This window comes from Actinomycetospora sp. ABD4_176 (assembly GCF_056311855.1).
This window is the reverse complement of record NZ_CM149974.1, coordinates 3,312,939-3,326,404: the sequence shown is the minus strand read 5'-3', so window position 1 is coordinate 3,326,404 and position 13,466 is coordinate 3,312,939. Positions and strand designations below refer to the sequence as shown.

Annotated in this window: 14 protein-coding genes; 6 read left to right on the top strand and 8 right to left on the bottom strand. The window is 73.9% G+C overall.

Annotated features, from left to right (window positions below; genetic code table 11):
• Positions 1 to 16 precede the first annotated feature (16 nt).
• From ACYX4T_RS16125 to ACYX4T_RS16115, 3 genes are read right to left on the bottom strand one after another with little or no spacing between them, the layout of a single operon-like run.
• Positions 17 to 1,654 (bottom strand): flavin-containing monooxygenase, encoded by a 1,638-nt coding sequence (locus tag ACYX4T_RS16125; protein WP_476010306.1) that lies wholly within the window; start codon positions 1,652 to 1,654, stop codon positions 17 to 19.
• Entirely contained in the window at positions 1,632 to 2,630 is a 999-nt protein-coding gene (locus ACYX4T_RS16120) for an alpha/beta fold hydrolase (protein ID WP_476010305.1), read from the bottom strand. The genes ACYX4T_RS16125 and ACYX4T_RS16120 overlap by 23 nt, the downstream gene beginning before the upstream one ends.
• Positions 2,631 to 2,658: 28 nt before the next feature.
• Positions 2,659 to 3,573 (bottom strand): AurF N-oxygenase family protein, encoded by a 915-nt coding sequence (locus tag ACYX4T_RS16115; protein WP_476010304.1) that lies wholly within the window; start codon positions 3,571 to 3,573, stop codon positions 2,659 to 2,661.
• 107 nt (positions 3,574 to 3,680) lie between these two features.
• On the opposite strand from ACYX4T_RS16115, the gene ACYX4T_RS16110 reads away from it, so the two are divergent.
• From ACYX4T_RS16110 to ACYX4T_RS16100, 3 genes are read left to right on the top strand one after another with little or no spacing between them, the layout of a single operon-like run.
• Positions 3,681 to 4,493: a TetR/AcrR family transcriptional regulator gene (locus ACYX4T_RS16110; protein WP_476010303.1), complete on the top strand. Its 813-nt coding sequence runs from the start codon at positions 3,681 to 3,683 to the stop codon at positions 4,491 to 4,493.
• A complete protein-coding gene (locus tag ACYX4T_RS16105; protein WP_476010302.1) occupies positions 4,490 to 4,831 on the top strand; it encodes a DUF4873 domain-containing protein in 342 nt (113 codons plus the stop codon). The genes ACYX4T_RS16110 and ACYX4T_RS16105 overlap by 4 nt, the downstream gene beginning before the upstream one ends.
• On the top strand, positions 4,831 to 5,385 hold the full coding sequence (locus ACYX4T_RS16100) for a hypothetical protein (protein ID WP_476010301.1): 555 nt from the start codon (positions 4,831 to 4,833) through the stop codon (positions 5,383 to 5,385). The genes ACYX4T_RS16105 and ACYX4T_RS16100 overlap by 1 nt, the downstream gene beginning before the upstream one ends.
• 51 nt (positions 5,386 to 5,436) lie before the next feature.
• Here ACYX4T_RS16100 and ACYX4T_RS16095 read toward each other — a convergent pair whose 3' ends face one another.
• The 3 genes from ACYX4T_RS16095 to ACYX4T_RS16085 form a co-directional block, all read right to left on the bottom strand.
• The gene (locus ACYX4T_RS16095; RefSeq protein ID WP_476010300.1) at positions 5,437 to 6,966 is read right to left on the bottom strand and encodes an FAD-dependent oxidoreductase; all 1,530 of its coding nucleotides are present in this window, start codon (positions 6,964 to 6,966) and stop codon (positions 5,437 to 5,439) included.
• A 10-nt stretch (positions 6,967 to 6,976) separates the two neighbouring features.
• Entirely contained in the window at positions 6,977 to 7,903 is a 927-nt protein-coding gene (locus tag ACYX4T_RS16090; RefSeq protein ID WP_476010299.1) for an AurF N-oxygenase family protein, read from the bottom strand.
• A 211-nt stretch (positions 7,904 to 8,114) separates the two neighbouring features.
• A complete protein-coding gene (locus tag ACYX4T_RS16085) occupies positions 8,115 to 9,488 on the bottom strand; it encodes an FAD-dependent oxidoreductase (RefSeq protein ID WP_476010298.1) in 1,374 nt (457 codons plus the stop codon).
• Positions 9,489 to 9,695: 207 nt separating this feature from the next.
• Here ACYX4T_RS16085 and ACYX4T_RS16080 point away from each other — a divergent pair, with 207 nt between their 5' ends.
• Entirely contained in the window at positions 9,696 to 9,974 is a 279-nt protein-coding gene (locus ACYX4T_RS16080) for a hypothetical protein (protein ID WP_476010297.1), read from the top strand.
• On the opposite strand, the gene ACYX4T_RS16075 is transcribed toward ACYX4T_RS16080, so the two are convergent.
• Complete coding sequence (locus tag ACYX4T_RS16075) at positions 9,971 to 10,717, bottom strand: class I SAM-dependent methyltransferase (protein WP_476010296.1); 747 nt, start codon at positions 10,715 to 10,717, stop codon at positions 9,971 to 9,973. The genes ACYX4T_RS16080 and ACYX4T_RS16075 overlap by 4 nt on opposite strands.
• Positions 10,718 to 10,913: 196 nt before the next feature.
• Between ACYX4T_RS16075 and ACYX4T_RS16070 the strand changes: the two genes are divergently transcribed.
• Positions 10,914 to 11,156, top strand: a complete 243-nt coding sequence (locus tag ACYX4T_RS16070) for a hypothetical protein (protein WP_476010295.1) — start codon at positions 10,914 to 10,916, stop codon at positions 11,154 to 11,156.
• Positions 11,157 to 11,232: 76 nt separating this feature from the next.
• A complete protein-coding gene (locus ACYX4T_RS16065) occupies positions 11,233 to 11,496 on the top strand; it encodes a hypothetical protein (RefSeq protein ID WP_274235032.1) in 264 nt (87 codons plus the stop codon).
• A 292-nt stretch (positions 11,497 to 11,788) separates the two neighbouring features.
• Here the strand turns inward: ACYX4T_RS16065 and ACYX4T_RS16060 are convergent, their stop codons facing one another.
• Positions 11,789 to 13,390, bottom strand: a complete 1,602-nt coding sequence (locus ACYX4T_RS16060; protein ID WP_476010294.1) for an IS1182 family transposase — start codon at positions 13,388 to 13,390, stop codon at positions 11,789 to 11,791.
• Positions 13,391 to 13,466: the final 76 nt, after the last annotated feature.

Sequence of the window (13,466 nt, the reverse complement as noted above, 5' to 3'; positions counted from 1 at the left end):
GGCGGGGGTGGCCGGCTCAGGCCCTCCGGCCCTCGGTCCCGGCGCCCACGCTGACGGCCGCGGGTGGCGTGCCGCCCGGTGCCGCGGTGTCCGCCCCCGCCCGGCCGCCCGCCTGCCCGCCGGCCTGCTCGACCCCGTCCACCGCGTCGGCCGCGCGGCCGAAGAGCTCGAAGTCGGTCGGGTCGAAGCGCCGGGTCTCCCACCAGTACCGCACGGTGAACCCGGGCCAGATCGTGCGGTTGATCCCGGCGGCGTCCAGGTACCAGCTCGTGCACCCGCCGCGGGTCCAGATGCCCTTCTGCAGGCGGTGCTGCACCGCGGCGTTGGAGCGCTGCTGGACCTCGGCGCGGACGTCGAGCCCGCCCATGCCGCTCGCGTGCACCGCCGTGATCGCCTGCGCGACGTAGCGCGTCTGGCACTCGATCATGAACACGACCGAGTGGTGGCCGAGGCCGGTGTTGGGGCCGAGCAGGAGGAAGAGGTTGGGGAAGTCGGTGACCGTCATCCCCAGGTGCGTGGCCATGCCCTCGGCGGCCCAGGTCTCGCGCAGCGTCCGCCCGCCGCGACCGGTGATCGCGAGGCCGTCGTAGGCGTCGGTGACGTGGAAGCCCGTGCCGTAGATGATCACGTCGACGTCGCGCTCGACCCCGTCGGCGTCGACGATCGAGGAGGCGCGCACCTCGCGGACGCCGCTGGTGACCACGTCGACGTCGGGCCGCGCGAGCGCCGGGTAGTAGTCGTTGGAGACCAGCACCCGCTTGCAGCCGATCGAGTAGTCCGGGGTCAGCTTCGCGACCAGCTCCGGGTCGTCGATCGAACGCTCGATGTTCTTCGTCGCGAGCCACTCGACGGGCCGCAGCAGCGCCGGGTTCGCGTGGAAGCCGACCGCCCGCGACTCCAGCGCCGCGTACATCGCCGCGCGGTAGGCGCGGTGCACGCCCGGGTGGCGGGTGAGGAAGCGCCGGCGCGCGCCCGACAGCGGCCGGTCGCCCTTGGGCAGCACCCAGGCCGGCGTGCGCTGGTAGAGCTGCACCTCCGCGGCGACCCCGGCGATCCGCGGGACGAACTGGATCGCGCTCGCCCCGGTGCCGATCACCGCGACCTTCCGGCCGCGCAGGTCGACGTCGTGGTCCCAGCGGGCGGAGTGGAAGGAGGCCCCGGTGAAGGTGTCGGCGCCGGGCAGGTCCGGCGTCTTCGGCAGGTGGAGCGCGCCGACCCCGGACACGAGGAACCGGGCGGTCCAGGTGCGCCCGGCGCGGGTGTGCACCGTCCAGGTGCGGCGCTCCTCGTCCCACGTCGCGCCGGTCATCTCCTGGCCGAAGCGCACGTGCCCGCGCAGGTCCTCGTCGTCGGTGACCCGCTCGAGGTAGGCGCGGATCTCCGGCTGCGGGGAGTAGGACCGCGACCAGTCGGGGTTCGGGACGGTCGAGAGCGAGTACATGTGCGACGGGATGTCGCACGCGCACCCGGGATAGGTGTTGTCGCGCCACGTGCCGCCCAGCGCGTCGGCCTTCTCGAGCAGGACGACGTCGGTGACGCCGGCGCGGCGCAGCGCGAGGAGCTGGGCGAGCCCGGCGAACCCGGAGCCGACGACGACCACCTCGTGGACGCGGCCCCGGTCGGCGACCGGCTCAGGCGTCGACGGGCTCGCCACGGGCGGTGTCCTCCTCGGTGATGACGGCGGTGGGGGCGGCCGGCGCTGCGAGGAGCCCGGCGAGGTGCGCGGCGACCTCGTCGGCGCGCTCGAGGTTGATCATGTGCCCGGCGCCGGGCAGCAGCACGATCCGGGCGTCGGGCAGCGCCTCCGCGATCGCCCGCGCGTGGCGCTGGGGGCAGAGCCGGTCGTGGTCGCCGACGAGCACGACGGTCGGCGTGCCCCGCAGCGCGGTGAGGAACGGTCGCCGGCGGTGCTCGGCGATCGACATCCGGAACGCCGCGACGCTCGGCGGGTGCGCCGCGAGGGCCTGCTCGGCGACGGACAGGACGTCGGCCCGGCGGGGGCGCCGGCCGAAGACCAGCGCGCGGACGACCCCCGCGATCGCCGTGGCGCGGGCGCGCGGGCGGGAGCCGCCGGCGCGGCCGACGTCGCCGATCTCCCCGGCGGGCGCGCGGTGACCGAGGCGGGCGGTCAGCGGGACGAGCAGGTGCTCCCCGCGGGCCACGAGCCGGCCCGGCCGGCCGGAGAGCCCGAGGTCGAGCCGGTCCATGTCGTCGCTGGCGGTGGCCACGAAGGCGACCCCGACGACCCGCTCGGCCACCAGCTCGGGATGGCGCTCGGCCAGGGCCATGAGCGTCATGCCCCCCATGGAGTGGCCGGCCAGCACGAGCGGGCCGTCGGGGATGCGGTCACGGATCAGCGCGGCGAGGTCGTCGGCGGCGGTGCCGATGGTCGCCGTGTCCTCGGGCGCGGCGTCGGACCCGCCGTGACCGCGGTGGTCGTAGCGCACGATGCGGGACCCGATGCCCGTGCGGCGCAGGTCGTCGACGACCCGGTCCCACGTCCGCAGGTCCTGCGACCACCCGTGCACCAGCACGAGCGTCGGGCGGCCGTCACGACCGTCCTCCCCGGCGTCGCCGACACGCAGCCGCGTGCCGTCCGGGGTGGCGAACCGGTCGACCTTCTCCCGCACCACGCGGCTCCCCTCGACGTGCCGGTGCTCAGCTCTCACCCAGCAGGAACGACCGGCGCCACCAGGTCATGCCCGGGCGACCGACGAGACCCGCCTGGTCGAGGAACGGCATGATCTTCTCGCCGGCCCACCGGATCATCTCGTGGTGGTGGGGGTTGCCCAGCGCGGCGCGGCGGCCCTCGGCGGGGTCGATGCCGACGGCGGCGTAGACCTTGGGGTTGATGAGGCTGCGCGTCACGAACATCGAGATGTAGGCGATGATGAAGCGCTGGTAGGCCTTCTCCGCGCGCGAGAGCTGCGCCATCCCGCGGGTGACCTCGTCGCGGGCGAAGGAGACGTGGCGCGCCTCCTCCATGATGTGGATGCGGTTGACCTGGCGCATGAGCGGCTGGATGCGCTCGTCCTCGGCCTGCTCGCGCTGCAGCCGGTCGAGCACCTCCTCGGCGACGAGGATCGCGCCGTAGGCCGCCGGCCCCCAGCTGACCACCGAGAACAGCTTGCCGAGCCGGCGGATCGACTCCCGCGGCCCGTAGGGCTCGACCCCGGCGGTCTCGACCATGCGCGCGAACATCTGCGAGTGGCGGCACTCGTCGGCGACCTCGGTGAGCGCGAACTGGGCGCGCGGCGTCGTCGGGTCCTCGGCGTAGAAGTCCTTGAGCAGGCGCTGCATGAGCAGGACCTCGAACCACAGGCCGACCGAGGCGACGCTGCAGGCCTCGTGCTTGCCGAGCTCGACGCGCTGCTCGGGCGTCATCCGCTCCCAGAGCTCGGTGCCGTAGAGCGAGATCCGGTGCTCGGGCACCCAGATCTTGTCGGTGGGCAGCGGGGCGTCCCAGTCGATGTCGACCGCCGGGTCGTACGACTTCTTCGCGGACGACTTCAGCAGCCGCGCGGCCGTGACATGGCGATCGGCTGCGTGGCGGTCCGCCGTGGGGGCGCTCATGGCTGGGGGTCCTCCTGCTGGCCGGTGCCTGTCTGGAACACGAGGTAACCCGCACTCGCTGTACGTCTTACCCGTGGTAACTGTAACTGGTGGTAGCCTGCGGAACCGTGCCGGACGATGTCAAGCCGAACCGCCCCGGGAACGCCCCCTCGCGTGACGGGCGTCGCACGCGCTGGGAGAAGCACCGGGCCGAGCGCCGGGCGGAGTTCGTCGAGGCCGCGATGCGGGTGCTCGCCGACGTCGGGCCGGACTTCGGCATCGAGCAGGTCGCGCTCGAGGCCGGCGTCACCAAGCCGGTGCTCTACCGGCACTTCTCCGACAAGGCCGACCTCGTCGAGGCGATGGGCGAGCGGGCCACCGAGATCCTCCTGGACCGGCTGATCCCCGCGCTGAACAGCGAGGAGGCGCCGCTCCCGCGCATCCGCAAGTCGATCGACGCCTTCTTCGGGACGCTGGACGACTACCCGAACCTCTACTGGGTGCTCGCCCGGCACACGCCGATCGACGGCCGCGGCAACGACGTGGTGCGCGAGGACAAGGAGATCATCGCGACCGCGCTGTCGGCGATGCTGGGCGACTACCTGCGGGCCTTCGGCCTCGACTCCGGACCCGCCGAGCCGTGGGCCCACGGCGTCGTCGGGTTCGTGCAGAACACGGCGGAGTGGTGGCTCGACCGCCAGTCCATGAGCCGTGAGAGCGTCACCGAGTACCTGACGACGCTGGTGTGGGCGGCCATCGACGGCTTCGCCCGCCAGCACGGCGTCACGATCGACCCCAACGTCCCGCTCGAGATCAACAAGGTGGTCCAGCTCCGAGCGGGCAGCGACCGGGTCCCGGCGCCGCCGGGCACCGGTCGGGCCGGTGGTCGCACGGCCACCGGGGGCAGTACCGATCGAGCAGTGAGGAGCCGGGAGCGATGACGCCAGCGGCAACACCCGAGCACGACCGGCACGACCACCACGACGAGCACGACGAGGACGGCCACCGCGGGCCGGCCACCCTCGTCGTCGACGGCGTCCCCTACGCCGTCGACGTGACGCTCGTGGGGCACTTCGAACCCCTCGACGGCCGCTACCACTGGTACGGGCGCGTGGCGGCGCACGACGCGCTGCACGCGGCGCTGGGCGGGAAGAAGCACGCCGCCCGCGTCACCACGCCGTCGGGCGCCGCCGACGGCGAGCTCTCCGACGTCGACCCGTGGGGCCGCTATCGGCTCGCGGGCACGTCGACGCCGCCGTTCACGGTCGGGGCGCTCTGATGGCGGCCCCCGGCGAGCGCGCCGAGGGCCGGGCGATCGCCGAGCGGGAGGCCGCCGCACACGGCCTGTCGCTCGACGAGGTCCTGGCCGTCGCCACCCCGCAGCGCGCGGTCGCCGTCGTCACCGGCCTGATCGGGCCGACCGTCGACTTCGGCCCCGTCCCCGCCGGCCCGCACGGCATGGCCACCGCGTCGGCCACCGGCCGGGTCGGGCGGCTGACCGCCTGGCGCGACGGGGTCACCCGCGTGATCGTCTGCGTCCCGGTCGCCCTCGACGTCACCGTCGTCGTCGGCTCGCGCTCGATCCCGGCGGAGGTCGACCTCGTGGTCCGCGTGGGCCTCGTCGGCCGCGCCGCGCCGGGCGCGGTGGAGATCGACGTCGATCCCGTGTGCAGCGAGGACATCGACGCCGACATCCGCACCCGCGGCGTCGGCGGGGTGTTCCTGCGCCGCCTCGGCGACCTGGACGCCGAGATCCGCCACCACGTCGGCGTGCACGTCGCCACCGTGCTCGCGACACCCGAGGCCGTGGCGGAATGCCGGATCGCAGTCTGACCCTGCCCATGTGAGCACTTTCCTGCCCTATAGGGCAGGAAAGTGCTCACATCAAGCGCGGCGCAGGAAGCCCCGGCGGCGGGGTCTGGTGCCGACGAGGTGCTGCTTGCCGTCCTCGACGAGGGCGGCCACGGTCTCGGCGGCGTCGCGGCGGTTGGTGCCGATGCCGCCGCCGGGACCGCGCTTGATCCAGCCGACGACGTAGGTGCCCGGGCGTCCCTCGACGCGCCCGGCCCGGTTCGGCACCGTGCCGGTCTCCTCGTCGAACGGCAGGCCCGCGAGCGGGCGCCCGCGGTGGCCGATCGCCCGCACGACCAGACCGGTCGCGAGCTCCGCGGACCCGTCTGGCCCGCCCACACGGACCGCCGTCACCCGGTCGTCGCCGACCAGGGCCCTCGGCGGGGCGTGGAAGCGCAGGACGATCCGCCGGCGGTCGCCGGGCGGGGGGACGTCGTCGACCCGCACCCGCGGCACGCCCTGCAGCAGCGCGGCGTGGTCCCGGGGCCCCGCGGCGTCGATGGCCGCACCGACCCGCGGGTCGTGGTCGTCGACAACGACGTCGAGGTCGTCGCGGCGCAGCAGGGCGAGCAGCTCGCCGCGCGTGTAGGCGGCGTGCTCCGGGCCCCGCCGCGCGAGCAGCACCACCTCGCGCACCCGGCTCGCCCGCAGCCGCTCGTGTACCGCCGCGTCGAAGGAGCCGGCGAGACGGGCCGGGTCGGCGGCGAGGACCCGCGCGATGTCGAGCGCGACGTTGCCGGTACCGACCACGACGACCCGCGCCGGGTCCAGCGTGTCCACCGGCACCGCGCCGGCGTCGATCTCGGGGTGGCCGTTGTACCAACCGACGACGGTGGTCGACGCCAGGTGTCCGGGCAGGTCCTCGCCGGGCACGCCCAGCGTCCGGGCCGTCGGGGCGCCCACGGCGTAGATCACCGCGTCGTGGCGCCGCGCCAGCTCCTCGGCCGTGATCGATGCCCCCGTCGCTCCGCTCGCCCCGCTGACGTCGTGGCCGACCTCGACACCGAGCCGCAGCCGCAGCCGGTGGTGGTCGTGGTAGCGGGCGAACGACTCGCCGATCCGCTTGGTGCCGGGGTGGTCGGGGGCGACGCCGAAGCGCACGAGCCCGCCCGCGACCGGCAGCCGGTCGTAGAGCGTGACCTTCGCCGTGGTGTGCAGCAGCAGGTCCTGCACCGTGTACATCCCGGCGGGCCCGCTGCCGACCACCGCGACGTCGAGGGTCGGGAAGTCCGCCGGCAGCACCCGGTCGAACCGCACCGGCCCCCACGCGTGGAACAGCGGCGAGCCCTCCGGCGGCCCCGCCGGCTCGGTGCCGGCGAAGTGCTCGGCGTTGATCGCGGGGTAGTCCGCGAGCGCGCCGGTGAGCACCTCGGCCGGGAACACCGCGTCGACCGGGCACACCTCCGCGCACGCCCCGCAGTCGATGCACGTGCGCGGGTCGACGTAGAGCATGTCGGTGGTGCCGAAGTCGGGCTCGTCGGGCGTCGGGTGGATGCAGTTGACCGGGCACGCCGTGACGCACGAGGCGTCCGTGCAGCACAACTGCGTGATCGCGTACGGCACGGCGCGCCGTCTACAGGACGTGCGCGGCGCGGTAGAGCACCTTCGCCGGCGCGGTGAGCAGCCCGGCCGAGGCGAGGAACTCCATCAGCCCCGCGCAGCTCGAGCGCAGCAGCGCCCGGTGGTTCTGGTTGCGCTTCGCCTCGCGGCGCGCGCGCTTCGGGTCCAGGCCCGCGTTCTCGTAGACCTTGCCGTTCCACATGCTCGTGACGATGAAGAAGCCGGCGAAGGCGACGACGAGCGCGTCGAACTGGCGGCGCAGCGCGCTCGCGCCCTGCAGGCGCTCGCGGGTCTCCTCGCGGGCGAAGCGCATGTGGCGCGCCTCCTCGACCACGTGGATGTTGTTGATCGTGCGCGCGAACGGGGCGACGCGCTCGTCGCGCATCCAGTCGCGCTGCATGACGTCGAGGACCTCCTCGGCCACGAGGATCGCGGCGTAGGCGGCCTCGCCCCTCGCGAGGGTCTTGAACACGCGCCCGCCCTCGATGACGTGGCGCGGCGGGCGGTACGCGGGGGCACCGAGCTTCTCCGCCCCGCGGGCGAACATGATCGAGTGCCGGCACTCGTCGGCGATCTCGGTCAGCGCCCACTGGAACGCCGGGTCCGTCGGGTCCTTCGCGTAGAAGTCCCGGATGACCATCTGCTGCAGGATCATCTCGAACCAGATGCCGGTGCTCGCGACCGACGCCGCCTCCTGGCGGGTCAGGGCCGCGCGCTGCTCCTCGGTCATCTCGTCCCAGTAGGCGGTGCCGTAGAGCGTGCTCCACTCCGGGCTCGCACCGTGGTGCAGCGGGTCGACCGGGCTGTCCCAGTCGACCTCGCGCAGCGGGTCGTACGACAGCTGGTCGGACGAGTCGAGCAGCCGTTCCGCGACGTCCGTCCGGTGCTCGCGGTGCTCGCGGTGCTCACGGTGCACGGCGTCCTGCTCCGCGGTCGTCATGTCTCCTCCTGGCCGGACTCGAGGTCACCGTTACCTGCAGTAGGTGATACCCAAGGTAACAGTGACACCATGTCCGGCCGGAGCGAGGTGTGGTCGCGGTCACCGAGGGCGCGGTCATGCCCCCGGCGGTGACCGCGACCACGTCCGGCTCCTCGGCCTCGCGAGCGCGGACTTCGCGCGCGTAGAAGCAGCGAGCAGCGCGTTCGCTGCGTCAGGGGCGGCTGAGCTTCGTGAACTCCGTGCGGTCGACGACCTTCACCCGCGGCCGGCCGTGCGGCTCTCCGCGCCCGCGCTCGTGGGCGTCGATGGCCTCCCACCCGGTCTGGTCGACGAGGTCGGTGCAGCGCTCGCGCAGCCAGCTCTCGACGGCCGCGTGGTGGTCGTCGTCGCGCTCGGCGGGCTCGCGCCCGGCCAGGTCCGCGACGAGGTGGCGGACGGTCTCGTTCGCGTCCTTCTTGTTCGTGCCGATGATCCCGGTGGGCCCGCGCTTGATCCAGCCGACGACGTACTCGCGGTCGCGGCCGGTGATGCGGCCCTCCTCGTGGGGCACCGTGCCCGTCTCGTCGTCGAACGGGACGCCGGGCAGCGCCATCCCGCGGTAGCCGACGGCGCGCAGCACCAGCCCGGTCGCGACGGTCTCCCGCTCGCCGGTGTCGACGGCGCGCGTGCGGCCGTCCTCGCCGGTCTCGAGCCGGTTGACGCCGAGCACGATCTCCTCGACGCGGTCGTCCCCCCGCAGCTCGACCGGCGACCGGTAGAAGCGGAACTCCATCCGGTGCCGCGCGTCGGGGTCGGGGGCGTGCTCGGCGAACCCGCGCAGGATCTCCAGGTTGCGGCGGGTGGCCTTGCCGAGCGTGTCGTCGTCGGCGATGCCGGCGGGGACCTGCGCGGGGTCGGCGACGACGGACAGACCCTCGATGTCGTTCAGCTCGCGCAGCTCGGTGGTGGTGAACGCGGCCTCGCGCGGCCCGCGGCGCCCGCAGATCAGGGCCTCGCGCACGCTCGAGGCGACGAGCGCGTCGAGGGCGTGGTCGGCGGTGTCGGTGGCGCGCAGGTCGGCCTCGGGCAGCAGCACCATCCGTGCGACGTCGAGGGCGACGTTGCCGGCCCCGATGACCACCGCGCGCTCGGTGTCCAGCGGCGGCGCGAGGTCGACGTGGTCGGGGTGGCCGTTGTACCAGCCCACGAAGTCGACCGAGGCGATGCTGCCGGGCAGGTCCTCGCCGGGGATGCCCAGGCGGCGCTCGGTCTGCGAGCCGACGGCGTAGACCACGGCGTCGTAGCGCTCGAGCAGCTCGTCGCGGTTGATGTCCTCCCCGAGGTGCACGTGCCCGAAGAACCGGAAGCCCTCGCGGCGGGCGGTCCTGTCGTACTGCGCCGACACCGACTTGATCTTCGGGTGGTCGGGGGCGACCCCCGCACGGACCAGGCCCCAGGGCGTGGCCAGCCGGTCGAACATGTCCACCCGCACGTCCAGCCCGGCATCCGATTCGGCCGCGTCCAGTAGCGCGGCCGCGGCGTAGAAGCCCGACGGCCCGGAACCGACGACGGCGACGTGGTGGGGTCGCGTCGCGTGATTCTCCACGCGATCATCGTGGCCCACCCGGACGCAGGGCGCACCCGTCTGCTCCGTTCCGTGATCCCCGGGTGGCGCCGCCACGCCGGGCCCGACACGCCGACGGACGAGTGATCCCGAGCCGGGGCGTGGCCCGGCGACGCCTCGGTCGAGTGGTCACTCCATGGGATCACCGAGCGCGAGAAGGGCCCGTCACCAGGGCTAACGTCGTCCGCGATGATCAGCGACGAGAACGGCGCGCTCGAGGACGCGGTCGCGGCGGCCACCCAGTGGCGCCGCGGGCTCGACGTCCTCGACGACTACGCCGGCGGTGGCGTGCTGTCCGAGGAGCTCGCCGACGACCTCGTCAACGACCTCGTCGGCCTGGTCGGCGCCACGCGCCCCCGCCGGCACCGGCGCAGCCCGCACCACGGGGCCCGGCCCGGCCCGCAGCCCAGCCGTCCCGCGGTCACCCCGCCCGCGATCCGACCGCGGCTGACGGTCGTCCGGGACTAGCGCTTCACCGCGACGAGCACGAGGTAGTACAGGTCGTTCCCGGCCATGCTCACCCGGTGCCGGAACCGGCGCCGCACGACGATGTGCGACGGGTGGGCCGAGCCGGCGGTCGCCTCGATCATCGCCTCGACGTCGGTGATGTCGTGGTCGGCCTCCCCGCCGGCCAGGGTGAGCGCGAGGAACGACCCGGGCGGGAACGCCTCCCACAGCTGCGCGAGGGCGTCCACCGGGACGTGGCCCTCGCCGACGGCACCGGCCGCGACGAGCGCGGTGAGGGCCTCGTCGCGCACCAGCTGCGTCACCTGCTCGACGTCGAGCCGCTCGCCGACGAGGTAGTGCCGGTAGAGCCCCGGTCGGTCGCGGTGCGCGGCGTCGCGGGCCTCGGGGATGCCGTCGGCGCCGGCGACGACGGTGACGCCCCGGTCGCGCAGCTCCTCGCCGACGACGCCGTTGCCGGCGCCGAGGTCGAAGGCGCGCAGCTCCCCGACCGGGCGGCCCTCGGCCTCCGCGGCCTCGACGAGCGCGCCCGCGACCGTCCCGGGCGACGCGCACTCCAGGCGGCGCTGGACGACCTCCTCGTACAGCCCGGGCACGTCGTAGACCCGCGCGTAGTCGTGCAGCGTGATCCGTTCCTCGGTGCCGTCGGGGTGGTGGAGCAGGAACTCCTCCTGCGCCTGACGACGCCCGGGGGTGTCGTCGAGCTCCACGGTCCAGCCGGCCGCCGGCTCCCTCGCTGTGGCCATGGCGGTCATCATGCAGGGCCTGCGCGGTCCGTCGCTGTGGCGAACGTCCCCGTCACCGGCCCTGTGGCCTGGGTCCCCTGTCGTTTCCCCCGGGATCCGCTGCGGTCACCCTCGGATCGTCAGCCAGCGCGTCGACGTCGCCGCCGCACACGACCCGGGTCGCCGGTGCGCCGACGACCGCAGGGGGAGGTCCGTCATGAGTGCTGTCCCCGCCCACTCGCCCGTCGCCCAGCTGATGCGGCCGGGCGCGCGCCCGACGCCCGCGGCGGTCACCGCGGACGACCGCGAGCACGCCGTCACCGTCGTCTGCCACCTCCTGCACGCCGAGTGCGAGCAGTGGAGCTGGACCACGCACCAGGCCGAGGCGCACCGCCGCGAGGCCGTCCGCATCGTGGGCGCCCTCACCCGGGAGGGGTGGGCGCCGCACTCGGCCGCCTGACCGGTCCTGCTGGTCAGGCCGGACGGGCGGTAGATTGCTGCTCCGAACGGCTCATTCCGAGCCGGAAGGGGTGGGCATGGCCATCGAGGTGGACGGCGTCGAGATCCACGAGACGTCCCGCGGGTCCGGCGCCGCCTGGCGCTGGAGCTCCGCGGGCCCCTCGACGATCGACTACGAGATCCAGTGGGTGGAGAACAAGGACACGTTCCTGTACTCCACCCGCGTGCGGCCCGGCGGCTGGAACGTCTCGCAGCTCGACCCGAACACCTGGGTCGGCGACGGGACGCTCGAGGGCGCCCGGGACATGGTCTCCCGCGGTCTGCCGACGCTGCCGCACTGAGACTCGCCCGTCCGGAGCAGCGCCTCCCGGCGTCCGCGCGCGTCCGGAGCGAAAGAACGGCGCTCTCGCTGCTACGGAAGCAGCGAGAGCGCCGTTCGTTCGTCGGGCGGGGCCGCGGAGGGCCTAGGAGCCCGCTGAAGAAGTGGGTTGGTGGGCGGGGCGCCTCGGCAGTCGTGCTGCGGTCAGCACCCGTGGGTGCGACAAGAGGTCGCCCCGCCCGGCGCTGATAGTGGCGGGTTGTTGATGGGCTGTCGAGGCCGTAGCCGGGCCGGTAGTCGGCTGGGTCCTCGGATCAGCTTGCGGCCAGGGCCCATCGGCCGTGGTCGAGGTGCAGTCCGAAGGTGATCATTCGGCGGAGGTTGAGCGCGGCGACGCGGGTGTGCAGCCAGGCGTTGTTCTTGACCACGCCGCGGTGGGGGACGCGCCGGTTGCCGCGGGTCAGCCAGGCGATGGAGCGCTCGACCATGGGCCGGTGCCGACGGTAGGACTCGAGGTGCTCGGGGGTGCTCGCCCGGGCGCGGTGTGCTCGTTGCAGCGCGTGGTGCGGCCCGAGGTGCAGGGTGCGCCCGTAGGTGGCGGTGGTGCATTGCGCGCGCAGTGGGCAGTCGCGGCAGTGCGCCCCGAAGATCGCTGCTCCGCTCGCAGTGATCGGGCGGGTGATCCCGTTCGGGCAGGTCATGGTGCTCGCGGCCGGATCGTGGGTGAAGTCGTCGATGGTGAACCCGCCGGGGACGGTCGGGCGCAGCGGCCACGGCTTGATCACCGCGGTGTGCCCGGCCGCGGCGAGCGCGGCCAGGGCGTCGCCGGTGCCGTAGGCCGAGTCGGCCAGCACCTCCAGCGCCTCGCCCGGCTCGCTGGCGGCGGCCTCGAGGTTGGGGTCGCCGGTGAGCAGGGCGATACCGACAGTGGCGTCGCTGTTGTCCGGGCCCGAGGCTTGGGTGAGCCTGGTGTTGGTGATCAGCCCGGTGTCGGGCTCGACCACCACGTGCGCGCGGTAGCCGTCCTGGCGGCGCTCCCGGGACTTGTGCGCGTGGCGGGTGTCGGGATCGACGGTGGAGATCACCCGGTCCGGGGCCACCTTGGTCGCGATGCGCCAGCGCCCGTCGGTGCCATCGGAGCCCTCGGCAGGCTCGACGTCCTGCCCGGCGACCAGCGCCAACAACGCCACCGCCTGACTGGCGCGCTCGTCGAGCCCGGCCCCGCCGGGGTGGCGCGTCTCCAGCTCGGCGAGTACCGCCAACGCGTCGTTGACCAACGCGGAGACCAGCTCGTCACGGGCCGCGGGGTCGTCCCAGGCGATCTGCGGCTTGCCCGGGTGGGAGTAGTCATGCCCGCTCGTGGTGACCGCCGTGACGACCTCGGCGCCGGCACCGACGTCGCGGGCGACCCGGCGGATCGCGGCGATCAGCTGGGTCACGGTGTCCTGGCGGGCCACCGCGTCATCCAGAATCGTCGAGTCCAGCGCCCGGCGGGTCTTCCCCGCCACCGCACCAGTCTCGGCGACCACCGCGGCGACGGTCTCGAAGATGCGGTTCGGGCTGTTCGAGGCGGCCAGCCGGCGTCGCCAGTAGGTCAGCGTCGAGGCGTCGAACGCGGTGTCGGTGATCGCCAGCCCGCAGGCGGCTTTCCACCGCAGATCGAACGTGAGTGCCTCGACAGCTTCCCGGTCCGACAGGCCGTGCAGGGCCTGCAGAACCAGCACCGTGGCCACCACCTCCGGCGGCACACTCGGCCGGCCGCGGCGGGTGGGAAACAGGTCGGCGAACAGCTCCGGGGCGAACAGCCGGGCCCGATGCGCGGCCAGGAACGCGAACACGCTGCCCGGCTTCAGCAAATGCCCGGCGACCGACTCCACATCCAGCAACTCACGCTGATCATCAGAGCGACCCTGCACCCGACAAGGATCCCAGCCCACCCGCCGACCACCAGCCTCGACGCGCTGACTTCTTCAGCAGTCTCCTAGGGCGTGT

Excerpts from the sequence above, each read along its gene's own strand:
- ACYX4T_RS16100 (WP_476010301.1), top strand. The coding sequence starts at position 4,831 with ATGGCGGCCCCCGGCGAGCGCGCCGAGGGCCGGGCGATCGCCGAGCGG.
- ACYX4T_RS16065 (WP_274235032.1), top strand. The coding sequence starts at position 11,233 with ATGGCCATCGAGGTGGACGGCGTCGAGATCCACGAGACGTCCCGCGGG.
- ACYX4T_RS16075 (WP_476010296.1), bottom strand. The coding sequence starts at position 10,717 with ATGGCCACAGCGAGGGAGCCGGCGGCCGGCTGGACCGTGGAGCTCGAC.
- ACYX4T_RS16090 (WP_476010299.1), bottom strand. The coding sequence starts at position 7,903 with ATGACGACCGCGGAGCAGGACGCCGTGCACCGTGAGCACCGCGAGCAC.
- ACYX4T_RS16105 (WP_476010302.1), top strand. The coding sequence starts at position 4,490 with ATGACGCCAGCGGCAACACCCGAGCACGACCGGCACGACCACCACGAC.
- ACYX4T_RS16080 (WP_476010297.1), top strand. The coding sequence starts at position 9,696 with ATGATCAGCGACGAGAACGGCGCGCTCGAGGACGCGGTCGCGGCGGCC.
- ACYX4T_RS16070 (WP_476010295.1), top strand. The coding sequence starts at position 10,914 with ATGAGTGCTGTCCCCGCCCACTCGCCCGTCGCCCAGCTGATGCGGCCG.
- ACYX4T_RS16115 (WP_476010304.1), bottom strand. The coding sequence starts at position 3,573 with ATGAGCGCCCCCACGGCGGACCGCCACGCAGCCGATCGCCATGTCACG.